This is a genomic window from Tenacibaculum sp. AWR4_210, assembly GCF_056160945.1.
Genome location: NZ_JBSWYF010000006.1, coordinates 233853 through 259859 on the forward strand (window position 1 = coordinate 233853; position 26007 = coordinate 259859).

At 39.9% G+C, this 26007-nt stretch carries 25 protein-coding genes; 13 read left to right on the forward strand and 12 right to left on the reverse strand.

The annotated features are described in order from the left end of the window. Positions 1–25: 25 nt before the first annotated feature. A complete protein-coding gene (locus ACXAG7_RS12880) occupies positions 26–229 on the reverse strand; it encodes a hypothetical protein (RefSeq protein WP_408042929.1) in 204 nt (67 codons plus the stop codon). Positions 230–326: 97 nt separating this feature from the next. Here ACXAG7_RS12880 and ACXAG7_RS12885 point away from each other — a divergent pair, with 97 nt between their 5' ends. Beyond that, on the forward strand, positions 327–482 hold the full coding sequence (locus ACXAG7_RS12885) for a hypothetical protein (protein ID WP_408042928.1): 156 nt from the start codon (positions 327–329) through the stop codon (positions 480–482). A 142-nt stretch (positions 483–624) separates the two neighbouring features. Here the strand turns inward: ACXAG7_RS12885 and ACXAG7_RS12890 are convergent, their stop codons facing one another. The 3 genes from ACXAG7_RS12890 to ACXAG7_RS12900 all read right to left on the reverse strand — a co-directional run bounded on the left by ACXAG7_RS12890 (position 625) and on the right by ACXAG7_RS12900 (position 5619). Next, positions 625–2580, reverse strand: coding sequence for a YgiQ family radical SAM protein (locus ACXAG7_RS12890; RefSeq protein ID WP_408042927.1), 1956 nt, complete (start codon positions 2578–2580; stop codon positions 625–627). A 127-nt stretch (positions 2581–2707) separates the two neighbouring features. Next, entirely contained in the window at positions 2708–4678 is a 1971-nt protein-coding gene (locus tag ACXAG7_RS12895; RefSeq protein ID WP_476667094.1) for a protein-disulfide reductase DsbD family protein, read from the reverse strand. Between the two features lie 185 nt (positions 4679–4863). Then, a complete protein-coding gene (locus ACXAG7_RS12900; RefSeq protein ID WP_476667036.1) occupies positions 4864–5619 on the reverse strand; it encodes a DJ-1/PfpI family protein in 756 nt (251 codons plus the stop codon). A gap of 240 nt (positions 5620–5859) precedes the next feature. On the opposite strand from ACXAG7_RS12900, the gene ACXAG7_RS12905 reads away from it, so the two are divergent. Together ACXAG7_RS12905 and ACXAG7_RS12910 are read left to right on the forward strand one after the other, a co-directional pair. Continuing rightward, positions 5860–7749, forward strand: coding sequence for a CocE/NonD family hydrolase (locus ACXAG7_RS12905; protein WP_408042925.1), 1890 nt, complete (start codon positions 5860–5862; stop codon positions 7747–7749). A 94-nt stretch (positions 7750–7843) separates the two neighbouring features. Further along, on the forward strand, positions 7844–8722 hold the full coding sequence (locus tag ACXAG7_RS12910) for a DUF3667 domain-containing protein (protein WP_476667037.1): 879 nt from the start codon (positions 7844–7846) through the stop codon (positions 8720–8722). Here the strand turns inward: ACXAG7_RS12910 and aat are convergent. After that, on the reverse strand, positions 8719–9348 hold the full coding sequence (gene aat / locus ACXAG7_RS12915; RefSeq protein WP_408042923.1) for a leucyl/phenylalanyl-tRNA--protein transferase: 630 nt from the start codon (positions 9346–9348) through the stop codon (positions 8719–8721). The genes ACXAG7_RS12910 and aat overlap by 4 nt on opposite strands. A gap of 36 nt (positions 9349–9384) precedes the next feature. After that, positions 9385–10767, reverse strand: coding sequence for a short-chain fatty acid transporter (locus ACXAG7_RS12920; RefSeq protein ID WP_476667038.1), 1383 nt, complete (start codon positions 10765–10767; stop codon positions 9385–9387). A 205-nt stretch (positions 10768–10972) separates the two neighbouring features. Between ACXAG7_RS12920 and ACXAG7_RS12925 the strand changes: the two genes are divergently transcribed. Continuing rightward, positions 10973–11602, forward strand: a complete 630-nt coding sequence (locus ACXAG7_RS12925) for a YqaA family protein (RefSeq protein ID WP_408042921.1) — start codon at positions 10973–10975, stop codon at positions 11600–11602. Positions 11603–11929: 327 nt separating this feature from the next. Here the strand turns inward: ACXAG7_RS12925 and ACXAG7_RS12930 are convergent, their stop codons facing one another. Together ACXAG7_RS12930 and ACXAG7_RS12935 are read right to left on the reverse strand one after the other, a co-directional pair. Further along, positions 11930–12295 carry a DUF3127 domain-containing protein gene (locus ACXAG7_RS12930; protein WP_408042920.1) on the reverse strand — a complete coding sequence of 122 codons (366 nt, stop codon included), beginning with the start codon at positions 12293–12295 and terminating at the stop codon, positions 11930–11932. Between the two features lie 7 nt (positions 12296–12302). Further along, positions 12303–13163, reverse strand: a complete 861-nt coding sequence (locus ACXAG7_RS12935; RefSeq protein ID WP_476667039.1) for a flavin reductase family protein — start codon at positions 13161–13163, stop codon at positions 12303–12305. Positions 13164–13240: 77 nt separating this feature from the next. Between ACXAG7_RS12935 and ACXAG7_RS12940 the strand changes: the two genes are divergently transcribed. Further along, a complete protein-coding gene (locus ACXAG7_RS12940; protein WP_476667040.1) occupies positions 13241–14398 on the forward strand; it encodes a sensor histidine kinase in 1158 nt (385 codons plus the stop codon). A gap of 157 nt (positions 14399–14555) precedes the next feature. Here the strand turns inward: ACXAG7_RS12940 and ACXAG7_RS12945 are convergent, their stop codons facing one another. Next, the gene (locus tag ACXAG7_RS12945) at positions 14556–14948 is read right to left on the reverse strand and encodes an HIT family protein (protein ID WP_476667041.1); all 393 of its coding nucleotides are present in this window, start codon (positions 14946–14948) and stop codon (positions 14556–14558) included. Positions 14949–15032: 84 nt separating this feature from the next. Next, on the reverse strand, positions 15033–15506 hold the full coding sequence (gene greA, locus ACXAG7_RS12950) for a transcription elongation factor GreA (RefSeq protein ID WP_408042916.1): 474 nt from the start codon (positions 15504–15506) through the stop codon (positions 15033–15035). Positions 15507–15614: 108 nt separating this feature from the next. Here greA and ACXAG7_RS12955 point away from each other — a divergent pair, with 108 nt between their 5' ends. From ACXAG7_RS12955 to ACXAG7_RS12990, 8 genes are all read left to right on the forward strand, one after another. Further along, positions 15615–16040, forward strand: coding sequence for a putative periplasmic lipoprotein (locus ACXAG7_RS12955; protein WP_408042915.1), 426 nt, complete (start codon positions 15615–15617; stop codon positions 16038–16040). A 63-nt stretch (positions 16041–16103) separates the two neighbouring features. Continuing rightward, positions 16104–17261, forward strand: coding sequence for a 5-(carboxyamino)imidazole ribonucleotide synthase (locus ACXAG7_RS12960; RefSeq protein WP_476667042.1), 1158 nt, complete (start codon positions 16104–16106; stop codon positions 17259–17261). A gap of 60 nt (positions 17262–17321) precedes the next feature. Then, positions 17322–17801: a 5-(carboxyamino)imidazole ribonucleotide mutase gene (gene purE / locus ACXAG7_RS12965; RefSeq protein ID WP_408042913.1), complete on the forward strand. Its 480-nt coding sequence runs from the start codon at positions 17322–17324 to the stop codon at positions 17799–17801. Positions 17802–17880: 79 nt separating this feature from the next. Continuing rightward, entirely contained in the window at positions 17881–19908 is a 2028-nt protein-coding gene (locus ACXAG7_RS12970; RefSeq protein WP_408042912.1) for a M3 family metallopeptidase, read from the forward strand. Between the two features lie 144 nt (positions 19909–20052). Beyond that, positions 20053–20382: a hypothetical protein gene (locus tag ACXAG7_RS12975; RefSeq protein ID WP_408042911.1), complete on the forward strand. Its 330-nt coding sequence runs from the start codon at positions 20053–20055 to the stop codon at positions 20380–20382. A 102-nt stretch (positions 20383–20484) separates the two neighbouring features. After that, positions 20485–22839, forward strand: a complete 2355-nt coding sequence (locus ACXAG7_RS12980; protein WP_476667043.1) for a TonB-dependent receptor — start codon at positions 20485–20487, stop codon at positions 22837–22839. 15 nt (positions 22840–22854) lie between these two features. After that, complete coding sequence (locus ACXAG7_RS12985) at positions 22855–23679, forward strand: hypothetical protein (protein WP_476667044.1); 825 nt, start codon at positions 22855–22857, stop codon at positions 23677–23679. 12 nt (positions 23680–23691) lie between these two features. Further along, entirely contained in the window at positions 23692–24162 is a 471-nt protein-coding gene (locus tag ACXAG7_RS12990) for a DUF4625 domain-containing protein (protein WP_476667045.1), read from the forward strand. Positions 24163–24217: 55 nt separating this feature from the next. On the opposite strand, the gene ACXAG7_RS12995 is transcribed toward ACXAG7_RS12990, so the two are convergent. Both ACXAG7_RS12995 and ACXAG7_RS13000 read right to left on the reverse strand, forming a co-directional pair. After that, a complete protein-coding gene (locus ACXAG7_RS12995) occupies positions 24218–25447 on the reverse strand; it encodes a glycosyltransferase (protein WP_476667046.1) in 1230 nt (409 codons plus the stop codon). 2 nt (positions 25448–25449) lie between these two features. Further along, complete coding sequence (locus ACXAG7_RS13000) at positions 25450–25923, reverse strand: heme-binding domain-containing protein (RefSeq protein ID WP_408042906.1); 474 nt, start codon at positions 25921–25923, stop codon at positions 25450–25452. Between the last annotated feature and the right edge of the window lie 84 nt (positions 25924–26007).

Below are 26007 nucleotides of genomic sequence, written 5' to 3' on the forward strand. Positions count from 1 at the left end.
GGCTGTATTTAGAATGCTGCTTACTTTACCTTACCTTTGGTTTAAAAAACTCTAGGATATCTTTGCACAGATAGTAGCCCATCAGTACGGATAAAAATGCTGAAAGCGGTGCCAGAAATAGCCCTACTCTACCGGCGTAGATGAAGATAAAGGTAATAAATGCTACGGTTAAAAAGCCAATGCCAAAACAGAGTAACTCTACCATTCGTTGGTCTGTATTATTTTCCATGATCCTCTTTTTTAAGTTAATAAATACGAGCTTTCGAAGCTTTGCATCATGCTTCTAACAGCTATAACAAAGATCACTTATTCACTTCAAAAAAAATATGTCAAGGTATTTCATCGGAGGCCATTACAGACAAAAAAGCGTGTTCTCTTCTTCAATTTACAAAGGAACAATTGACCAACACAAGGTATATGCAGCAACCGTGGCTAAAAACCATCACAAGATCACACAACACGTCGCAAATAATCAAAAGTAATGGTGCAGCACCCTTCAAATAAATTCATAAAACGCAGCATAAACACCTCTTTAAGAGATGAATACAATCTATAATAGTGCGCTAATCAACTTCTCAGAAGCATCGCTAAGAAGTTTAATATCAACTTATTTAACTACAAAAATCACCTGCGTTTCTTTTTAAATCTTCTCGATTTGTTACGCGGCGACTTTGTCGCTCCTTTAAAAGTTACGGCGTCATCAAAAGTATTTTTGGCCTTCCCTGGCTTATTTTTTCGCCATGAAGCATCTTCTGGAAGTAATTTTTTCAATAAATCAGTCCTCCCAACTTTCGTTAGTTTGTCTTTAATCCACTTTCTATTCTCCTTCTTATACCAGAAGAAAAATTTGTGTTGATCTAACTTTTCTTGCTTCGTTTTCGGAGTATTTACTTCCTTAAGTGTATACGGGTGATACCCACTGTAATAGATTACCGTAGCCACTGTCATAGGCGTAGGGGTAAAATCTTGTACTTGTTCTAATTGGAATCCCATATCTTTAGTCTCTGCCGCCAAATTAGCCATGTCTTCAGGTTCACAGGCTGGGTGGCTAGATATAAAGTACGGAATCAATTGTAAATTGAGTTTTCGTTTTTTATTGATGCGATCGAAGCGGTCTTTAAACTTGTGAAAGTAATGGAACGACGGCTTTCGCATGAGTTTCAATACGGGGTCAGAAGTATGCTCAGGAGCCACTTTTAAACGTCCTGAAACGTGCTTTGTCATCACCTCTTCCGTATAGGCATCGAGTTCTTTCGGATCTGCATTTTTATTGAACTCCGGAACGAGCATATCGTGACGAATACCACTTCCAATAAACGACTTTTTTACTTTCGGATGCTTATCAACAGCCTGATAGAGTTCTGTTAACGGCTTATGAGAAGTGTCTAGATTACTACAAATAACCGGAGAAATACACGAAGGAGCTACACATTTATCACAGATAGCCTGTACTTTTCCTTTCATCTGATACATATTGGCCGATGGACCACCGATATCTGATAAATAGCCTTTAAAATCATCCATTTTGGTAAGTTCATCAACTTCCTTTAAAACAGATTCTTTACTTCTACTAGCGATAAATTTTCCTTGGTGTGCCGAAATGGTACAGAAGCTACAACCTCCAAAACATCCACGGTGAATATTCACCGAAAACTTAATCATTTCATAAGCTGGAATTGGACCTCTCTTGTTGTATTTCGGATGCGGCATACGCGTATACGGCAGGTCAAAAGAACCGTCAATTTCCTTCTCCGTCATAGTCGGATACGGAGGGTTGATCATTAACTTTTTACTTCCGATTTCTTGAAAAATCCTCCTAGCATACAGCTTGTTCGATTCTTGTTCAATTACTTTAAAATTCGCCGCGTAGGCTTTTTTATCCTGTAAACAAGTATCGTGTGAAGCAATTTCTACATCTTGCCAGTTCTTATTTTTAGGAACTTTATCACCTGCTTCCAAGAGCACTGCCGTCTGTTTGATGGTTTTTAAACTATCAAAAGGAACTCCTTTCTGTAAAAGGCTTACCAATTCACGTAATGGTTGTTCTCCCATTCCGTATACCAACATATCGGCTCCTGAACTTTCTAAAATAGAAGGCATCAGTTTATTTGACCAATAATCGTAATGTGTTACTCTTCGCAACGAAGCTTCAATACCTCCAATAAGCACGGGAACCTCTGGAAACTTCTCTTTTAAAATTTTGGTGTATACGGTAGTCGCATAATCAGGACGAAATCCTTTGTCTCCATTCGGAGTATAGGCATCCTTGTCTCTCCTGCGCTTACTCGCGGTATAATTACTCACCATAGAGTCCATACAACCCGCAGTCACGGCAAAGAACAAACGAGGTGTTCCTAGCTTTGTAAAATCTTGCAAGTTATCATGTACACTCGGTTGTGGTACTATCGCTACCTTTAAACCATAGCTCTCTAAAATACGTCCAATAACTGCAGGTCCAAATGCCGGATGATCTACATACGCATCTCCACTAAAAAGGATTACATCTAATTCATCCCATCCTCGTAACTTCACCTCCTTGTTCGTAGTAGGTAACCAATCTGAAAGTTGTCTTATTCTCATGCCGCTGCAAAGGTACAACGTTTTCCTTGAATTCTACACATACTACCGGAGAACCTACTAAAAAGTACCTCAAAAAAAAGAGGGCTACTCAAAAAAGCAACCCTCTATGAAACAAGCTATTAACTTGTTACTTATATTCTTTGATTCCCGACTGAAGCCAATTGTAGTATTCCTCAGCATCAGGAGTATACGCAACAGGAGCTACCAATGAGTTTTCGTCAGCATCTATAAGTACGTAATACGGTTGGGAGTTGGTTTTGTATTTAATAGTTTGAAATTCGGTCCATTTTTCACCGATGCGCTTTAATTTTTTCCCTGGACGCAACTTCGATTCCACCTGATCTTCCTCTGCGAGCATTCTCCTGTCATCGACATATAAAGAGATCAAAACAACATCGTTTTTTAAGACGCTCAACACTTTGTCTTGAGGCCATACGTTCTGTTCCATTTTTCTACAATTTACGCAAGCCTGTCCTGTAAAGTCAATCAATACCGGTTTGTTCACCTTCCTTGCATAAGCCAGTCCTTTATCGTAGTCGTTAAAGGCCAAAATATCATGTGGAGGCATCAAGTGCGCTCCCTCGGGCACTCCTGCTTCATGTTCGGTTTTCTCGCTACCTACTCCAAAATCACCAAAAGACGGCTGTGCTGGAATCTTAGCCAATTTTTGATAGCCTACTCCATATGGCGATTCACTGTAGTGTTGCGCTGGTGGAAAGGCACTGATTAGGTTCAATGGCGCTCCCCACATTCCCGGTAACATATAGATGGTAAAGGTCAATGATAATAAGCCTAACATGAGCCTTCCTACAGAAATTCGATCTTGTGGGCTATCGTGTGGAAGGGTAATCTTCCCAAACAAATACAGTGCTAATGCTCCAAAAATAGCGATCCATATTGCCAAGAACACCTCGCGTTCTAACCAATGTAACTGCAGTACCAAATCAGCATTCGATAAAAATTTGAATGCAAAGGCCAATTCTAAAAATCCTAATACCACTTTCACTGTATTGAGCCACCCTCCAGATTTTGGAAGTGAATTCATCCATCCTGGGAAAATAGCGAATAAGGTAAATGGCAAGGCAATGGCTAATGAAAAACCAAACATTCCAATCATCGGAGCAAGCCCACCTTGTGTTGCCGATTCGACTAACAAAGTACCTACAATAGGTCCGGTACAAGAAAACGACACAATAGCAAGTGCTAAAGCCATAAAGAAAATACCTAAAAACCCACCTCTATCGGCCTGCGCATCTACTTTGGTACTCCATGAACTCGGTAAGCTCAACTCAAAAGCTCCTAAGAAAGAAGCTGCAAAGACCACCAAAATCACAAAAAACACCAAGTTAAAATACACATTTGTAGACAGCTCGTTCAATGATTCTGAACCAAAAACTTTGGTAACAACGGTTCCTAATAACACATAGATAACAATGATAAACACTCCGTAAAGAATAGCATTGCTAATTCCTTTCGCCTTATTTTTACTCTGCTTGGTAAAGTAACTCACTGTCATCGGAATCATTGGAAATACACAGGGAGTTAGTAAAGCGGTAAACCCTGATAAAAATGCAATGATAAATATAGACCACAATCCTTTGGTTCCCTTATCCTTTTTAGCACTCCCACCAGCAACGGTGTTTCCTTTGGTCAGTTTTGCTTTGTTCAAGTCAAAAACTAAATCCACTTCTTTCGGAGGTAAACAACGCGTGTCCATACACACCATAAATTCTACGGAGGCTTTCACCGTTTTCACAGGATTTTCCAATTTTATTATTTGGACAAACTTGGCTTTATCACTAAACGATTTTACCTGCATGTTAAAAGTAGCATCTTGAATTGTATGCCCCTTTTCTTCGATGACCTTTCCTAATCTCTTAAAATCAGCGCTCTCTGTAAAGAAAAAAGTAGTAGGAATAGGTCCGCCTTTATCGACGTTTTGTGAATAAATATGCCAATCTTTTTCTATGAGTGCTGTCGCAATCAAATGGTACTCTGTATCAGATACTTTTTCAACTGCGGTCGTCCACTTTACTGGATCAAAAATCTGTGCATTCACGGGAGCTGTCCAGCTGAGAAAACTGAACAAACAAACCATCCAAATGCTTAATCTAACTTGTTTTCGAATATTCATAAATTCTTATCTTTACAATACATTGACGTATTAGGAGTTCAAAGTATGCAATATTATTAATTATGATAGGATTAAAGTACCTATTTCTGTTAAAAATCCTACTTATTTATGTAACAATTGTTACATAATTTGTCAAGTTTGTCTTCCTTTTACTTGGTTTCAATGAATTGGAGTTGCTTGAGGTTCCAATCGATAACTAGACCTTTGGCCAAGTCTTTAGCTATGGCTTCTCCGTAAAGAAGCTGACACAAATACAGGGCTGCCTCAAAAGATTTTGCACCGCCAACGGAAGTAATATACTTTCCATCACGCACAAATAACACATCTTGTTTCACATCGATGTTTGGATATCGATTTTTCATTTTTTCGATATCTGAAGGAAACGTAGTAGCTGCTTTCCCCGTCAGTAAACCGGCTTCTGCCAATACAAAAGCACCATCACAATGAGAAGTTACCCAAGTAGCCTCCGCGCCCACTTTTTTAACAAAGTTAATCAGTTCAACATCTTCCAAATCAGAATCCAAATGGTGTTCGGCGCTGGGTACCACCAAAATATCAATTTTGGGTAAGCTGTCGGTTACATAGTTAAAATCGGGCTGCACTAACAAACCTTCAAAGGTACGAATGGGTTGGGTAGTTTTCGCTAGGGTAAATACATTCATTCCCTTTATCGCTTTTCGGTACTTCGTATGCTGAAAAATATCAAAGGGAGCGGTCAGTTCAGTATTAAAAGTTCCCTCCATAATGACGAATCCGACATTGTAAAATTCCGGATTCAATTGAGGTTTTTCTCGTTTTTTCTCGCGCTTCACCGAGCTATTAACAGACTTATTTTCGGTGGGTTTTGGAGTACAGCCTATCAAAAGACTCACAAAAATCCACCCTAAAATTTTAATACATTTCATGCTTCACAAGATACGTGCTTTCCTCTAATTCTTTAACACACTATTAACGTCTTTAACATTTAATTAAGAAGATATCAAAATCTTATCTGTACATTAGGTGCCAGAATTACGGTTTTGCTTCCACTCCTCGGAGCGCTAAAACCAACCTTAAATATTTGTTCATAGTGGTGTGATATACCAATCAAACCAACTTATTTAAAGATACTACTTATGAAACTACTGGTTAGACTTAGTCTATGTATGGCAGTTGCTTTCTTATCGAGCTGTTCGAAAACGAAAACTGCCCCAAAAAAAGTCACTGAAGAAAATTACGTGGCCCAACACTACAGCAAACAGGAGGTAAAAATTCCTATGCGTGATGGAACACTACTTCACACCACCATTTACAGTCCAAAAGACACGAGTAAGAAATACCCAATATTATTACAACGAACCCCTTATAGCTGTAGACCTTACGGAGCGGATACGTTTAGAAAGCGCATTGGGCCGAATAGTACCTTAATGAAAGAAGGAAACATCGTTGTTTACCAAGACGTTCGCGGACGCTGGATGAGTGAAGGTGTTTACGATAATATGCGTGCGTACATTCCTAATAAAACAGGGAAACAAACTGACGAAACCAGTGATACTTACGATACTATTGACTGGCTTGTAAACAACGTGGCTAACAATAATGGTAATGTGGGAACTTGGGGAATTTCTTACCCAGGTCACTATACTACGGTTTCGACTATTGATGCCCACCCAGCATTAAAAGCGGCCTCTCCTCAGGCCTGTATTGGCGATTTCTTTTTCGACGACTTTCACCATAACGGGGCTTTTATGTTGAGTTATTTCAGAGCAATCTCACTTTTCGGAACGTATAAAGATCAACCAACAGACTCTGCTTGGTACGCTTTTCCGGATATGAAAACCAAAGATCAATACCAGTTCTTTTTAGATAAAGGCCCTTTAAAAAACCTCAATAGCTATTTCAAATACGATCATTTAGATACCAAAGTAGCACACACCGAACAAGTAGATGACTTTTTTTGGAAAGAAATCATAGAACACCCGAATTACGATTCAGTATGGCAGCGCAAAGGACTGATCCAACACTTAGACAAAGTTCCTTCAACGGTAGCTACTATGGTCGTGGGAGGTTGGTTTGACGCAGAAGACCTTTACGGTCCTTTGGAAACTTACAAAGGTATCGAACGCCACCAACCCAACAATTACAACACCATGGTATTTGGACCTTGGGATCACGGTGGATGGGCAAGTAGTAGCGCGACCAACGCCGTAGGAAATTACTATTTTGGAGACTCAATTTCTTTAAAATTTCAAAAAAATATAGAAAGTAAATTTTTCAATCACTTTCTAAAGGGTGACGGTTCAAAAAACAGCGGTTTACCGGAAGCCTATGTATACGACACAGGAAAAAGAGATTGGAAATCATTTGACACTTGGCCACCAAAAGAGGTTGTCAGTCAGTCTTTTTATTTGGCTCCAGAGCAATCGCTAACACGTAAAGCTCCGGCGGTAGACAAAGTGAATTTCGTAAGTGACATCAAACACCCTGTACCTTATTCTGAAGATATTAAGACTGTCTTCACTCCTAGAAAATACATGACCGATGATCAGCGTTTTGCTGCACGTCGTCCAGATGTTTTAGTATTTGAAACTCCTGTTTTAGAACAAGACTTGCAATTGGCTGGGGATATCGTAGCAAAGCTCAATGTCGCTACCACAGGAACAGCAGCAGATTGGGTGGTTAAAGTAATAGACGTACATCCAGCCGATATGGAAAACGATAACAAAAATATGCAAACGCATCAAAAATTAAGCAACTATCACATGATGGTACGCAGCGAGGTAATGCGCGGACGTTTTAGAAATAGTTTTTCAAAACCAGAACCCTTTGTTCCGAACAAAAAAACAAAAGTTTCGATAACTCTGCAGGATGTTTTTCACACCGTCAAAAAAGGACATAAATTGCAAATTCAAGTGCAGAGTACCTGGTTTCCTCTCATAGACCTCAACCCACAAACCTATGTGGATAACATTTACAAGGCCGATGAAAAGGACTTCAAAACACAAACCCATACTGTATTTACAGATTCCACCATCGAATTTAAAGTACTTCAATAATTTCAAAAACCGCTTTCGAGCGGTTTTTTTTATTCGTAGCAGTTTTTAAAATATTTTTATATTAGCCCTCAAATCAACAACCTAACAAAATACTATGCACTGTAAAAATTGCCACGAAAAACTCGAAGCCGAGGCTTTGTTTTGTGATCACTGTGGGGCTAAAGTAATCACAAATAGAATTACCTTTCGTTTTTTAATCGGAGAACTCCTAGCTATGTTGGGCTTTGACAGCCTATTTTTCCGAACCTTTAAAACGATGTTTACCCGCCCACATGTATTACTGAAAGAATATTTGATGGGGGTCAGAAAGCGCTATGTTAATCCCTTTGGCTACCTAGCTCTTGGAGCTGCATTAACACTACTTATGTTCAACCTATTCGCCGACGAATACCAAACGATACAGAAGAGTCTGATTTCAGAGCAGATGATGGAACTCGAAAAGCAAGCGACGGAAGACCTGTCTGCCCTTAACTTGAGTGAAAAAGAATACAAAAAGAGATTGAGACAACAAAATAGCGCGAAAGCCCAGATTAAATTTCAAAATGCATGGTGGCAGTTTTTCTTGAAGTACTACAATATCATGACTTTTTTATTCCTCCCTTTTTATGCCCTGATCAGTTGGCTCACCTACCGTAAACCGTATAACTTTGGAGAGCATTTGGTCATCAATGCTTATATGCAAGGAACGGTTATGTACTTTACCATACTTACCTTCTTTTTGGGCTACTTTATTTCTCCCAATATCTACGCATACAGCTTACTCATGACGGTGGTGTACTACTTGTATACCTTCACAAAACTTTTAAAACACTCGTGGAAGCAAACACTTGGCAAATTACTCAGGTTTATTGTAGTGCTAATCATTTGCTGTATCCTTGCGGCCTTATTTATATTCATTATTGCACTTATCGTGACACTTATAGTGCAGCTAATCAGTCCAGATTTATTAAAAAACACCTTTGGTCTTAATTAAGAAAGTAAATAGCTTAAAAATAACTTTCTTGGAATTTCTATGGCCCCCAAACTCGCTAGGTGATCGTTGTACACTTGGCAATCTATAAGTTTATATCCACAATTTTGAGCGAGGTGAATAAAAGCCACCTTGCTCATGTTGGATTCTTTGCTGAACATGCTTTCTCCACAAAAAACACCGTTCCCCAAATCAATCCCGTACAAGCCTCCCACCAATTTTTGGTTTCGCCATACTTCTATGGACTTTGCAATTCCTAATTTGTGTAACTGCAAATACGCGGAAAGCATGGCATCAGTGATCCACGTACCGTCTTGTCCTTCTCTTTGAATGTACTTACAATTAAAGATAACCTCGGCAAAGGCTTTATTTTCCGTGATTGTGAAATCAGAAGTTCGCAAAATCTTTCTCATAGATTTACTCACCTTCACTTCTTCCGGATACAATACCATACGCTCTAAGGGGCAGTACCAAACTATGGGTTCTCCTTCATTAAACCAAGGAAAAATACCACGTTGGTATGCGTGTATCAATCGTTCTGTAGACAAATCTCCTCCAAGAGCTAAGATTCCGTCTTCAGTAGTATATTCATAAGGTGGAAATTCAATATTTTCTCCGAGCCAAATCATCTGTAGTACTTATAGGTGCAAAAATACAACTAATCACTAGCATAACAATAGTAATCCCAATAAGTATACGGCGGTTCCAACTAACATTGCGAGTAAGGTATAGGGTAAAATTTCTTTCGCTTTCAATTTAGTAATTCCCAAAAGCGGCAATGCCCAAAAAGGTTGCAACATGTTTGTAATCTGATCACCATAGGCCAACGCCATTATCGCTTTGGGTAAAGGAACTCCGAGTTGTAACGCACTTTCTACCACTATAGGGCCTTGAACAATCCATTGCCCACCTCCACTCGGCACAAAAATATTGACCAAACCAGCACTAAAGAAAGTTAAAATTGGCATGGTAACTTCTGTGGAAATAGCGGCAAAATATCCAGAAATCAAAGCGACCATTCCCGTTCCCTTCATGATTCCCATAATCCCAAAATACAAAGGAAATTGAATGAGTATCCCCGAGATATCTCCAATAGAATCTCCAACGGCTTTGGTAAAGCTCTTAAAGCTACCGTGCAATACTATTGCCAAGCCTAACATAAAGAAATTAATGAGATTGGGAGTTATTTTTAAACGTGCTACTTGCCCACCGTAACTCAACCAGAAACTCAACAAAATAATTCCTCCAAAGCCATAGGCCAACCACCTCGATTGATCGAGTTTTTCAGAAAAGTCTGTCGCTTTTACTTCCCTGTACATTTCGTACTCGGGTAAGTGAAATTTTGTCGGTTTTGATCGTTTCCCCAAAAAATAGAAAAGTCCAGACACGGTAAGCAGTACCGCGAAAAATATAAGCAAATTCCACCAGCTCAACACCGTGGCTCCGTAGTTAATGGTATCAGGAATTTGGTCGAGTAGCTCTGGTGATGAAACGGACTCCATCAGTCCTTTAATATGGCCACTTTCATTAATCTTTATTGGAGCAGAGCCCGAAATTCCTCCGTGCCACACCATCAACCCCGTATACCCGGCAGCTCCGATGATCGGATAGTTTATATCCACACCTCTTTTTTGTGCATGTTCTGCTACTTTGCGTGCCATCAATGCCCCAAAGATCAAACCGAGCCCCCAGTTAAAAAATGCCACTAACATCGTAGTACTTGCCACCAAAGCAGCACTGGTGGCTGTCGACGTTGCATAGCGTGCAATTTTTACGATGATTTGACTCACGGGCTTGCTCAACACCAATACATGCCCCAATATTAAGATGAGCATCATTTGAAAAGCAAACTCGATCAAGCCTTTTGTCCAAACTCCGTCTTTCCAACTCAACAGTATTTGCTCGCCATAGGCCACGGTCGACACCGCATCCGGTTTTGTAAAGAGGAGTGCAAGCAGCATGGTGGTCAAAGTCAACAATACGGCAATGGTAAACGGTGAAGGTAAGTACTTTTTAAAAATCTGTTCTATCAGTTTGGTCAACTTCATAAATAAGGTCGGTTTTTGCTAAAATAATCAATTCACAACACTCCCAAAAAGCAAGCAATTGAAATTAGTTAAAGACTCAAAATTTAACGGCTTTAGGATTCCTATTCCATTTCTTTGAAAATGTGCATAGAATTAACAATATTTCTTTGATATATGCCAGATTACCTCGTATTTTTGCGGCTTCAAAATACGAGGAAACGAAGTAATGAAAGATTCTAAAAAAAGAAAGAAAAAAAATCCAACTCCTAAAGCAAAAAGACTTCATGTTTACTACCAGCGAACTGGTTTTTACATGTTTATCTGGGAGAGCTTGAAGAAGGCCTTTTGGCCAATTGCCGGTGTGGTAATAGGACTTATACTCTTTAACAAATACGTGTACAATATCAACGATGGATTGCAAGCGATGACCGAGACCTTTTCTCGCGTCGGAGTATTGACAACCTTTTTTGTTTCAGAAACCTTATTAGGGCTAATACCGCCAGAGATCTTTATCGCTTGGTCAAAGAAAACTGCCGATCCGATACTCAATTTATCACTCTTAGCAACACTTTCTTACTCAGGAGGAATTATATCGTATTTTATAGGGCGAGCAGCCTTAAAAATCAATGCTGTAAAACAGTACCTCGAAGTAAAAATGGCGAAACACCTTAAAAACACTAGCAAGTGGGGTGGTTTCTTGATTTTAGTAGGTGCCTTATTGCCCCTACCTTTCTCTATAAGTTGTATGACGGCGGGAATGATTAAATATCCATTTAAAGGAGTCGTTGTTTTTGGCTTGTTCCGCTTTTTGAGATTTGCTATTTATGCATGGGCAATATTTAGTATGGTTAGCTAACAAAAAAACTGACACTTTCAATAAAAAGTAAACACCTTAATCGAACGCAAGCGATTAAGGTGTTTTTTTATATCAGTACCCTTCTAACTATACTCATATAATGATTTTTTTAAAAAACCTTCTAGACCTGGCTAGAAGGTTTGTTTTCCCCTTAAATTCCTCTCTCAGTACATACTGAGTGATGATGGTACAAAGGTACTACGCATTCTCGATTTTAAAAACGGGTTTTCCGTTAAAAAAAATGCAATTTTCCGTTATAAATCATAAATTATGCAAAAAAAAAGAGCGGAAACCCGCTCTTTCTCTATATTTTTCTTTCCTAACGTATTAGAAAGGTAAATCGTCTGGCTCATTATCTGATAAATCAGGAGCTGGAGCAAAGCTGTCTGCAGGAGGAATATTTTGAGCTGCTGCTTGCGCTAAGTTCTCAATTCTCCAACCTTGGATAGAGTTGAAGTACTTTGCTTCCCCTTGTGGATTGATCCACTCTCTTCCACGTAAATTGATAGATACCTTAACATCTTGTCCTACTTGGTAGCTATCTAAAATATCACATTTATCTTGAATAAATTCAATCAAAATCATTTGAGGATATTGCTCATCTGTAGTCACGACCATCTCACGCTTACGGAATCCGTTGCTTCCAAAAGTTTGCGTTGCGTGAATCAATTTAATTTTACCTATTACTTCCATTACTATGCTATTTAATTAAAAGTACTTTCCAAGCACTTTCTACATCATTATTTTCTAAATACTCTTGTGCAAAAGTATGTTTTTTTTCCTCAGTGAGCCCCACAAATTCTGGATGTTCTTGCTTAAAGTTATCAACAGCCTCCTCAGAAGGTAATTGCTCAACGTTCCCCAACATCCCGAGGTTATTCCCCGTCAACACCTTACTAAACCGTATAGGCTCTGGAATTTGATCGACACCGATACCTAAGGTTGCTATCGGTTTAGGAATTTCAAAAAAACCATCTTTAGCTCTGGTGTAATAACTTCCACCAGCTCGGGCAACTAAATCTATTTTATGCTGATCTATACTTCCATCTGCTGCCAACACCTCTTCATTGATATGCATTTTCACCACTTCACAAACGATTAGGTTTCCGGCACCTCCCTCAGTTCCGGTATGAATGACCTCTTTTACGATACATTCAAATTGTACTGGCGATTCTGCAACGCGAAAGGGAGCTACTTTTTCAGAAGCTAGCATTGTTAATCCCGCCTTTTCAAATTCATTTGTTCCTTTCGGGTACATCGTACTGCTCAATGACATCTGCTGCACTATGTCGTAGTTGACCACATTAATGACTACTTCTTTGGTCGCTTCTGCATTGTCCAATGTGTGTTTAGTGGTATTGGCACGTACGCTTCTCGCTGGCGAAAAAATCATGATTGGAGGATTGGCTCCAAATACATTAAAAAAACTAAATGGCGATAAATTAGGTCTCCCCTCCTCATCGATAGTACTCGCAAAAGCGATGGGTCTTGGCGCTATGGCACCTAAGAGGTAACTGTGTAGTTTACCTACTGGAATATCATTGGGATTTATAGATAACATTTCTAATTTTATTTTACTGTAAATATACTACAGAATTACATAACCTGTTATAGTTTAGAATAGTTTATATTTGACCTATGAGTTTTTTTCAAAACACCTTTTGGCTAAAGCGTATCGCCATTTTTATTTCCGTGCTAATCGTTTCCTTTATCCTGTGGAATACCTATATTTTTTTCCAAAAATTTAAAGAAGAAGAACGATTAAAAATGGAGTTGTTTGCCACGGCTCTAAAAGAATTCGACGCTAACGAAAATTTGAATGATGAGTTTAATGTAGAAGGTAAAGTTATTGAAAGCATCCAAAACATTCCGCTTATCTTAACCGATGTTGACGGAAATATCATTGAAAGTCAAAATCTCGACAGCCTTAAAGTACTTCGAAATGGCTACCTTCAAGAGCAATTAGAGCTCATGAGAGCCCAAAATACTCCCATTGAAATTAGCTATAAAAATACTCCTAAACAATACGTGTATTATCGGAATTCTGATTTGCTATACAAGCTAAAATACTACCCTCTTGCCCTATTGCTAATTTTAGGACTCTTCTTAAGTATCATTTATATGGTTTTTAAGTCTGGAAAAATAGCAGAACAAAACAAATTATGGACGGGGATGGCCAAGGAAACCGCTCATCAAATTGGAACACCGCTATCTTCTTTACTCGGATGGATTGCGATATTGCGGACAGAAGATATTGATCCGAGTTATGTAGATGAAATAGAAAAAGACGTCAACAGATTAAATATTATTGCAAACAGATTTTCGAAAATAGGTTCCTTGCCCGAACTATTGCCACAAGACGTAGTGGCTATTAGCCGCAATGTTTTCAACTACCTAGCTTCGAGAAGTTCCAAGCAATTACACTTTGAGTTTAGCTCAAATACTGATGCAACGGAGTTACCTTTGAATAAAGAACTCTTTGGTTGGGTGATTGAGAATTTACTTAAAAACGCTATCGATGCCATGCAAGGTAAAGGTGAACTAAAACTCGAGATAGACAACAAGGCGAAATTCCTTAAAATCCGGGTAACAGATACTGGTAAAGGGATTCCTAAATCGCAATTTAAACAGGTATTTAAACCGGGATTTACCACCAAAAAAAGAGGTTGGGGCTTAGGCCTATCGCTCTCAAAGCGCATAATTAACGATTATCACAAAGGTAAGATTGCCGTGCTCAAATCAGAAATTGGCAAAGGCACTACTTTTGAAATACAGCTATCGAAAACACTGACATAAGTAGCCAACTCATCAGACTAGCAAGTACACAGCTTACATCGTATCACGGAACAGGTACTTCGCTCTTTTTCGGATTCGATAACTTTAGATGATTATTTAATCACATCGAGACAACTTAAAGCCCCTGCTCAAAGCTAAGGGCAATCGCCTGCGAATACTATTCCATATTCGCTGCAACGGCTGCTGCCAAGGACGTAAACTCATCAGCTGTCAAGCTTACTTTGTTTACAAAACGCATATCATCCATGGTATTTATCGGAATCAAATGCACGTGAACATGAGGTACTTCTAACCCGATCACACTCATCCCGATACGTTCACAGGGCACCGTTTTTTCCAGTGCTTTGGCCACTTGGTATGAAAAGCGCATCAACCCGTCGTACTCAGATTGTGACAAATCAAATAATTTGTTCTCTTCGCGTTTAGGGATTACCAAAGCGTGTCCTTTCGCGTTGGGATTGATATCTAAGAAAGCGAAGAATTCTTCGTTTTCTGCAATTTTATAAGAAGGCAATTCTCCTGCGATAATCTTTGAAAATATGCTGGCCATAATTGGTAGTTTTTGGTATAAAGGTAAAAAAGTATTCGAACTCCAACAGCATTGGAATTCGAATACTTTTACTCACAATATTGCTTAACGAGAGATATCGACAATTTCGAAATTCATAATCCCATTTGGTACTTTAATTTCTGCCAATTCTCCCACTTTCTTTCCTAAAAGTCCTTTTCCAATAGGCGAGTTTACTGAAAGTTTTCCGTTTCGAACATCACTTTCACTGTCTGCGACCAAAGTATAGGTAAAGGCCATCCCGTTTTGAGTATTCTTTATTTTAACGATTGAGTGGATCAAGACTTTTGAAGTATCTAATTGACTTTCATCAATGATACGAGCGCTAGCCACGACGTTTTTTAATTTTGCTATTTTGGTTTCTAAAAGCGACTGTTCTTCTTTAGCAGCATGGTACTCTGCATTTTCACTAAGATCTCCTTTATCACGAGCATCAGCAATTTCTTGAGACACTCTAGGTCTTTCAACTTGCTCTAAATGAAACAATTCATCTTTTAGCTTTTTTAATCCTTCTTCTGTATAATAAGATACGTTGCTCATAACTTCAATAAATTTAAAAATCTCATGCGGTCAGCGATGAGATTGTCTTACAAATGTACAAAATTTTCGTAAATTCGTAACGTTCTATTCCTATTGAACCTTACACGAATGAAAAACATTTTTTACGTATTTATTTTATTTTTACTCACTGCATGCAGCAGTAGTCCAGCTGTTAACAGTTGTTTTCGAAACTCCATTCAACCCATACAAGTTGACCTGAACACACCACAACTTAACGGCTTACTCACCCCCAATGGAACAGCACAAGTAGCTGGAGGACTCAACGGTATTGTCCTTTTCAACAAAGGGACGGGAGGCTCTTTTAGCCCTTATATAGCTCTTGACCGACAGTGTCCTAACAAAGATTGTAATACACCAATGACCATTAGCCCACCCGTATTGGAATGCAGTTGTGATAAGAGTAAATACAGTATGTTAAACGGTAGCTTGATCTCTGGAACCTCAAACTGTGATGGAGGTGCACGTGTGTATAATGTTGTTCAAAATGGAAGTTCTTTACAAATAACCAATTAAATCAGTTTAGTATTTAATTAGATTGTTATTTTTGCAGCACAACAACACACTAACACATACATCGTGAAAAATTATTTTTCTTCATCTTTCAAATTGGGCGTACTTGGCGGCGGACAATTGGGAAGGATGTTATTGAGCGAAACCAAAAAACTAGACATCTATACCGCCATACTCGATCCGAATGAAGCAGCACCCTGTGCGAAAATATGTAATGAGTTTCACTGTGGTGACCTATTAGACTACGACACGGTATACCAATTTGGAAAACAGGTAGACTTGCTGACCATCGAAATAGAAAATGTCAACATCGATGCCTTAGATGCCTTGGCAGCTGAAGGATTGCCTATTTATCCGAAACCAGAAAATCTTCGCATTATTCAGAGCAAGGCCGATCAAAAGAGCTTTTACGAAAAAAACGACATCCCGACAGCTCCATTTAAACGTTTTGACACCCTACAGGCGTTGCAAAATGCCGTTGAAAACGCTGAAGTTACCTTCCCTTTTGTTTGGAAAGCCGCGCGTTTTGGCTATGATGGAAATGGTGTAAAAATAATTCGTCAGGCCAATGATTTAAACAACCTTACACCCGATGCATGTATTGCCGAAAACTTGGTTCCTTTTAAAAACGAACTCGCGGTCATAGTAGCACGCAATGCGTCAGGAGCTCTTACTACCTACCCTGTCGTTGAAATGGAATTTCACCCAGAAGCCAATCAGGTTGAATACGTAATTTGTCCGGCTCGCATTGACACTAAGGTGGCTGAAAAGGCGCGTAACATAGCCTTACAAGTAGCGAATGCCTTTGACTTTGTCGGACTCTTAGCCGTTGAAATGTTCCAAACAGAAAACGACGAAATATTGGTGAATGAAGTAGCACCACGCACGCACAATTCAGGCCATTATTCTATTGAAGCGAGTTATACGAGTCAATTTGAACAGCATTTGAGAAGTATCCTTGATCTTCCTTTGGGGAAAACCGATAGCAAACTTGCCGGTATCATGGTAAACTTAGTAGGCGCTGAAGGACATAGCGGTGACGTCTATTACGAAAACCTGGAATCGATACTTGAAATCGATGGCGTAAGCCCGCATATTTACGGTAAAAAACACACCAAGCCCTTTCGTAAAATGGGCCATGTAACCATCGTTCATGAAGATGTGAATGAAGCCCGTAAAATAGCACAGGAAGTAAAGGAAACAATTAAGGTAATCAGCAAATAAATAATCGTAACTGTTGTTCCTTTTGCACGGAACGAACAAGTACAGACAAAACATATACTTATGGTTGGAATTATCATGGGAAGCGACTCTGATCTTCCCGTAATGCAAGACGCAATTGATATTTTAGAAAGCTTTGACATTCCTGTTGAAGTAGATATCGTATCAGCACACAGAACACCTGAAAAATTAGTAAGCTATGCCACACAGGCTCACCAACGTGGGGTCCAAGTTATTGTAGCTGGTGCAGGTGGGGCGGCTCACCTACCGGGAATGGTGGCCAGTATGAGTCCGCTACCTGTAATTGGCGTCCCTGTAAAGAGCAGAAACTCAATTGACGGTTGGGATTCGGTACTCTCTATACTACAAATGCCTGGAGGAGTCCCTGTAGCCACTGTCGCTTTAGACGGTGCTAAAAATGCAGGTATCCTGGCAGCGCAAATCATCGGTGCTTCTGACAAATGTGTACTCGATAAAATCATCGCCTACAAAGAAGGCTTAAAACTCAAGGTAGAAAAAGCTTCCGAGAGAGTAAAAAAATAAGTACCTTAGGAACACAAAATATTATAAAACCTCATAAAGTCACTTTATGAGGTTTATCTAGTTAAAATAAGATTGATTTATGAATCCACTTTTAGAGAAATTTAATGCTGCTCCTTTTCAAAAAATAGAAGTAGCTAACTATAAACCCGCTATTAAAGAAGCCATTGACCAAGCACTCGAGGAAATTGAAGCGATTAGCAAGGCAAGTGATACACCTACCTTTGAAAATACTGTGGTTGCCCTTGACAATGCAGGAGAACAACTCGACCGAATTACATCGATATTCTTCAATCTAAACTCTGCCGAGACCAATGAAGAAATTCAGTCAATTGCCAGAGAAATTTCTCCTTGGTTGAGCGAATTTAAAAACGACATCACCTTAAATGCTGCCTTGTTCTCTAGAATACGCAGTGTTTACGATCAAAAAGAGCAACTAAACCTCAATACTGAACAAGCAATGCTCCTTGAAAAGCAATACAAAAGCTTTACGAGAAACGGTGCTAATTTAGAAGAGTCGGCAAAAACAACCCTCAGAAATATTGATGCACAGTTGGCCAAATTAAGTTTAGAATTCGGAGAACACGTACTTGCCGAAACCAATGCTTTCTCCTTACACATAACGGACGAAAAAGACTTAGAAGGCTTACCAGAAGGGACCAAAGAAGCGGCTAAAATGCTCGCGCAACAACGCGAGTTAGACGGTTGGGTATTTACACTTGACTACCCGAGCTACGTGCCGTTTATGACCTACGCAGCCAACCGTGACTTACGAAAAAAAATGGCACTTGCCTTTGGGAGAAAAGGATTCCAGTCCAATGAGAACAACAATGAGGAAACCGTTCTTAACATCGTTAAACTACGTCATCAAAGAGCGAACTTATTAGGTTATAAAACCCACGCCCATTTTGTATTGGAAGACAGAATGGCCGAAACTCCAGAAAAAGTTTTGAGCTTTCTAAACGACCTTTTGGTTAAGGCCAAGCCTGCTGCCCAACGTGAATTTGACCACCTCTCTGACTATGCTCAAAAATTAGACGGTATCACACAACTCGAAAAATGGGACGGTGCTTACTACGGTGAAAAACTTAAAAAAGAATTGTACAGCCTCGATCAGGAGTTATTAAAACCCTATTTTAAGTTAGAAAATGTACTACAAGGAGCTTTTGACATCGCTGGGAAACTGTATCAATTACGTTTTGAAGTTACCGAAGACATCGACACCTACCACGAAGAAGTAACAGCTTATAAGGTATTAGACGAACAAGAAAACTTTGTCGCCTATCTGTATGCCGATTTTCATCCAAGACCAGGAAAGAGAAATGGAGCTTGGATGACTTCGTATAAATCACAACAAATTATCGCAGGAGTCAATGAAAGACCTCATATATCGATCGTTTGTAATTTTACCAAGCCAACGGCTACCAAGCCTTCCTTACTGACTTTTAATGAGGTTACCACCCTGTTTCACGAATTCGGTCACGCCCTGCACGGAATTCTCGCAAACACCACGTACAAAAGCTTATCGGGAACTTCTGTTTCGTGGGATTTTGTTGAACTTCCCTCACAAGTACTCGAAAATTGGTGCTATGAAGAGGAGGCACTTGCCTTATTCGCAAAACACTATGAAACAGGCGAAGCCATCCCAATGGAATACGTTGCGAAGATCAAAAAATCGGCCAACTTCCACGAAGGAATGCAAACACTGCGTCAATTGAGTTTTGGACTATTAGACATGAACTGGCACGGTCATCAAAACCCCGAAAGTATTGAGGACGTCAAAGCTTTTGAAACCCAAGCCTTTTCAAGTACGCAACTGTACCCATCCGTAGCGGAAAACTGTATGAGTACCGCTTTTTCACATATCTTCCAAGGAGGCTATTCAGCCGGGTACTACTCGTATAAATGGGCGGAAGTATTGGACGCCGATGCCTTTGAATATTTTAAGGAAGTCGGAATTTTCAATCGCGAAGTCGCCACCAAGTTTAAAGACAACGTACTTTCTAAAGGAGGTACGGAAAAACCTATGGAACTCTATAAACGATTCAGAGGTCAAGAACCGAACTCTGATGCCCTACTCAAAAGAGCGGGACTTATCGAAGCCCAATAATAAAACACGCCCCCTTGCACTTTGAGTTGTGAGGGGGCTTTTTAATAAGCTCCATTTTTTTAGAAAACGTTAACACTTTTTAACATAGCTATTCTATCCTAGCTTTATACTTTTGCAACCTGATTGCATTAACAAAACTACAGGATGTATTTAGCTATAAAAAAACGAACCATACTTGCCAGTATCCTACTACTGATTGTATGGACGATTCCTGCAGTTACCAAAGTTTTGCACACCGACTGCCATCAGGAAGGCCCAGAGCTAACACAAAAGCGTTCCTTTAAAAGTGAACATGGAGATCTTCCTTGTGAGCTTTGTGATTTCGCCACCTTTCCCAGTCAGCTAACGCTGCCAAATTACAGTTTGGAGCCACGAGATTATGTGATGACCACGGCTGTTGATACCTATACAAACACGCAATGGGATCACTTTTCTAACGAATACAAAAGTCTACGAGCTCCTCCTCGTATTTAACACACCACACCTTAACGTTTAAGGCCTTCACTGTATGCTACTCAGCGAGCGGTCGTATAACTGAGGACAAACCCATTTGTTACCACTTAAAATTAAACCCCAATGAATTCAAAAGCATTGTTCTTTGCTTGTTGGATATGCGCACTTAGCCTGTATTCACAAAGCGACTCATCCATAGCGCTCCGCATTCTTGATCAGGTATCTGAACAGCCAGTTGCCAACGCACACGTGCGGATTAACGCAAAGCTCACTACAACAGACAACCGAGGATATTGTCAGGTTAACGCGAGCTTAGGCAGCCAATGCAACATCAGCATTAGCCATCTAAACTATCAAACTTTACACTACCCTGCCTATCAGTTTAAACACGCTACACAAACGCTGTTACTCACGCCCATTAAGAACGTTTTGGACGAAGTTCAAATCAATAAAAGAACCTCTAAATTGTCACAGCGTATCGGAGCGACAACTATCCGTGTAGACAGCGCGTTTATGGCGCGAAACAGAGGTAATTCACTGGCACAGTCACTCGCATCCATCGCTGGCGTGAATGTGATGACCATCGGAGCAACACAGGCGAAACCCAGCATTCGTGGACTGGGGTTTAACAGATTGGTAGTTTCGGAAAACGGAATCAAACACGAAGCGCAACAGTGGGGGGCTGATCACGGTTTAGAAATGGATCAATACGCTGTTGATCAGATTGAAGTTGTAAAAGGAGCTGCCTCCTTATCTTTTGGCTCTGATGCCATCGCTGGAGTAATTCAGGTCAAAAACAACAAAATCCCGGCTGTCGGAGAACGAAAAAACGATTTACAATTAAACTACCAGAGTAACAATCACCTACTCGGGATCTCAGCAGGAATTACTCAACGCTATACCAAGTGGTTTTTTAAGACCAGAATTACGCATCAGGACTATAGAGATTATCGCGTTCCTACCGATAAAATTAACTACGATAATTACGTCTTTAACCTGTATCGACAACAACTTCGGAATACCGCGGGCTTTAGTCATAATGCAATCGCTGTACTCGGCTATAGCAGTGACTCTTTTAACTCGATAACCACCTTGAGTAACGTCAATGAAAAAAATGGTTTTTTCGCGAACGCACACGGGCTAGAAGTAAGAACCTCAAAAATTGACTACGACAAGAGCAACAATGATATATCCCTGCCTTTCCACAAGGTAAATCACTTTAAAATCAATCACCAAAATAGTTTTTTCTTCGACAACAGCACTCTTGAAATCAATCTTGGTTTTCAGCGCAATGATCGGGAAGAACATTCAGAGCCCGTACCACATGGGTATATGCCTACACCTCCTAATTCCCTGGAACGAAAATTCAAAAAAACCACTTACAACGCTACTTTTAAACACAAGTTTCACAACATCGCAGGCCACCGCATCACCTATGGAATCGATGGTGAATATCAAGACAATCAAATTGGAGGCTGGGGCTTTCTTATTCCCAATTACCAACGAACGGTACTCGGCGCCTATATTTTTGACGTTTACAAACCTTCAAAAACCTGGCAATTTGACGGTGGAATTCGCTATGACTACGGAAGAGTTAAAACGGAAACCTACAGAGAATGGTTCCCTTCTCCATTAGGAAACGGAAATTCAGGAGTGAGTTACAGAAAGCGTTCCGAGAACAAAACACTAAACTTTAGCAGCTTCAGTGCAGCTTTAGGGGCACAATACCACATTCGCTCATGGAAAATTAACCTGCAACTAGGAAAGAGTTTTAGAATTCCCCTGGCACATGAATTGGCTTCAAATGGAGTGAATTACCACATGTATCGATTTGAAGTAGGAAATCTTCAACTCCGTCCAGAAAGTTCGTATCAGTTGGACGCTAACATCCAATGGAAAACCTCTAAACTACGTTGGGAACTAAGTCCGTTTCTCAACTATTTTGACAATTTCATCTATCTGACGCCTACAACGAGTTATTACGAAACCCTACAGCGCTACCAGTATACGCAAAGTAGTGTATTCCGCTATGGAGGAGAGTTTACTGTGCGCTATGACATTCATCCTTCACTCACAGTAAACGCCAGTGCCGAATACGTAAAAGCACGACAGCTCAACGGCCCTAAGAAGAACTTTTCACTGCCGTTTACACCTCCATTTACAGCGAGGTTGGGAATACAATATCAACCTCAGCATTTCGCTACTCAACAGCAATTAACACTGTTTGCCAACACTGTATTTACCGCTGATCAGAACGAAATTGTACCTCCAGAAAAGCCGACACCTGGATATCAACTGGTTCATTTAGGAGCCAGTGCAGCACTTAAAATATTTTCAAAAAAGCACCCCACTCGGGTCCAACTCAATGTCAACAATGTGTTTGACGCCCAAGTCTTTAATCACACTAGTTTTTACCGACTCATCGAAGTACCTGAGCCGGGAAGAAATTACTCCATTCGAATCATTCAATCATTTTAACTTAATATTTAAATTATGAAAACCATTTTAAAACCTCTCTTTTTACTTTTTATAAGTACGCTTATCGTTTCTTGTAGTGATGATGAGCAACCTACCCCTAGCTTTGAAGAAAACATTCATAGCGAACGTTTTAAAGACATGGAATTAGGTAACTCCAACTTTATTCTTCCACAGTCAAACATAGACGTGCATACTGAATTTGAATACGAAGGAACCAGTAAAGTAACCAAAATCTACTTCAATGTGCAGCCTAGTAATGTACCGAGTGTAGGAAGTGGAGAAGTTGCTTGGGAATTAAAAGATCACTTAGTACCGACTGCCAATTACGCGGGTCAATTAAATCCACACATTCACTATCACGTGTACTTTGATGAAACCAACAAATACCAACCTAAATTTAAGCCTGCTGCCGGAGTGTACAAGTTTAAAATTACTGTGATGCATGAAGACGGAACAAAGGCCGTAATTACTAAAGACCTAAACATCGTTAAAAAATTCAAAGAATTAGAAGTAGGTAAAGATCAAAAAGTAACTTTCGGATCTGATGAATTACACATAGAATTCGAGTACCTTTCAGATCCTGCTACCGTTAGTGACATCACCTTACAACTCTATTTCAAAGAATGGAGAACGGGACAAAGCGTTGCTGTAGGAAAGTGGAATAGCATGACCAAGGTAATTCCAAAGAACCTTTACGACGGGGTTAAAAATCCACATATCCACTATCACATGGATCTATTGAAAGATTCTCCAAAAGGAAATTATTGGTTAAACATCTTAGTAAAAGAAACGGGAAGCAACAGTCCGGTAAAACTCTCTGTTCCTTTTGTAATTGAATAATCTCAGTATCCAATGAAACTACGTTCAAAACTTTCCGCTCTATTCCTGCTTATGATACTTGCGAGTTGTAGCAGCGAATCGGAAGCGCCAGATAAGGAAAAACCAACCATCTCGGTAAATTACCAAGAGGGCTTCCCTAAATCGTGTACTGTACTTAAAAAAGGACAAAAATACACGGTAAAAGTACAGACCTCTGACAATATAGGTCTCGCTACCTATGCCATTGACATTCATCATAACTTTGATCATCACACACATGATGACCAAGGCGCTCAATGCACCTTGTCACCGGTAAAGACTCCGATTACCCCTTTTATTTTTATGCAAAACTACAACATAAATGGGGCGCCAAAAAGCTATGAAATTCAACAAGAGCTAAGTATACCCTCCAACATTGACAGTGGTGATTACCACTGCCAAATTTCCGTCGTTGACGTAACTGGATGGCAACGCAGAACCTCTATTGATATTAAAATAGAATAATAAAAAATCCCTTTTGAATACTCGTATTCAAAAGGGATTCTCTTTAATTTTGATCTCAGTTCCGATTTTTCTCGGTAATCCATTTACTCATGTACTTAGTAGCTTGTAGCGTTTTGTACTGTAACATGGCCCCGATAAAATTCGCCCGTCTATCTTGACTTAAGTTGTCGAGTCGCTGTTCTATCTGCGCCAATAAACGCGCACTCAGCAGTTCCTGTTCGTAGTGCGTATTAATCAATTGAATACCGTGCTCCCTAGCCTGCTCCCATGCTTCTCGATTTCGATACAAATCAACTGCCGCGGTTACAAAGTCGAGTTCAGAATCTGCCACCACTCCATTCCAAGGTAGTCCATCATGCATACCTTCTGCTCCAATTTTAGTAGTAACACTAGGCGTTAACATGCGCATTGCTTCGGTTAACTTACCTTTAATTCCAGCACCAAATCGAATGGGTGCCAACACCACTCTTGCCTCTTTAACGGGGATTTCTGCATCTTCCACATAGCCCTTTACAAAAAGTCCCATTGTGGGCTTGTGACATTCTTGTATTTGTTGTGTAGGATACGCACCGTAAATATGTAGCTCTGCTTCCGGAAGCTGCTTCCTTATTAGTTTCCACAACGATCGTAACTGCAGCACTGCATCGACATTCGGTGCGTGTAAAAAATTCCCAACAAAAACGAAGTTTTTACGCGATTCAAAATCACTATTGCCTGTATTCTCAGGCATTTTTGGATACATAAACGGCAAGTGATACAACAGGGATTTCGACACCTTGAACAAACTCGTCAACAGCGTCATTTCATAGCTTGAAATAATCAACGAGACATCTGAACGGTAAATGGCCGCAAGTTCTCGTTTTGCCATATCTGACTCTAGTAAACTTTCAACCGCAAAGGGACTTCCTTTTTTAACGGCCTGCTGTCTGGCCAATCGCAAACAATGCAAATCTTCTGTATCGAGTATGCGCAACGCCTCTGGGCAGGCTTCTGCCACTCTCCAACCAAACTGCTCCTCCATCATATAACGATCGAAAAGGACCACTGTGGGAGCTTCCTTTTTGATAAAATCATCAAAACTGTCGTGATTTAACTCAATACTCGCTTCCTTTACTCCTAAAGATTGCAAATCGAATGCTTCTTTATTTTTTTGCGCCGGTGTCGCAAAAGTTACTGTATACTCATTCCTCAAAAAGAAAGCTATGAGTTGTAACATTCTACTTCCGGCAGCGGAGGCCTTCGGACTCACCCAAACATAGCCAATAACAACGACGTGCTTTTTCAATACTACTGCTGTGTTAATTGTTTTTTATACGTTGCCTGTACTTCCTTCGCCCAACTCACCAAGCTATTCACTTCATCCGCTGACAACTTCGCATCTCCATGTGTCCAGGTATAGGAACTTATAGGCATGTGCTGCTCTTCCACTTCTTCGTACACTTCTTCCATTTTGTGCTCTTTGCGCTTTAAAGAATACGCACCCCAATTCGAGAAGTTCAAATGCTCTTTCCCTTCTTCAATGTGATTAGCCATCCAGTAGTTCACTGGTACAATACCGCTGTACCAAGGGTATTGTGTAGTATTGCTATGGCAATCCAAACAGGCTTTTGTTAAAATTTCTTTTACTTCTTTTGAGGGATTTGTCTCCGCATAAAAGGGAGCTAAGGCTTTGTAATCCCCAGTATTCTTGGCGGGTTGAAAAAAATGACTAATCAGCCAAACCACGACAATTACACCCCCTACTCGTTTTATTGTTTTCATTACGTTAAAATTTTGCGCTTTAAAAATAGTAATTCTAAAGTAGTGAGCTATAATATCACAAATAATTGTAACTTTGTGGTCCTC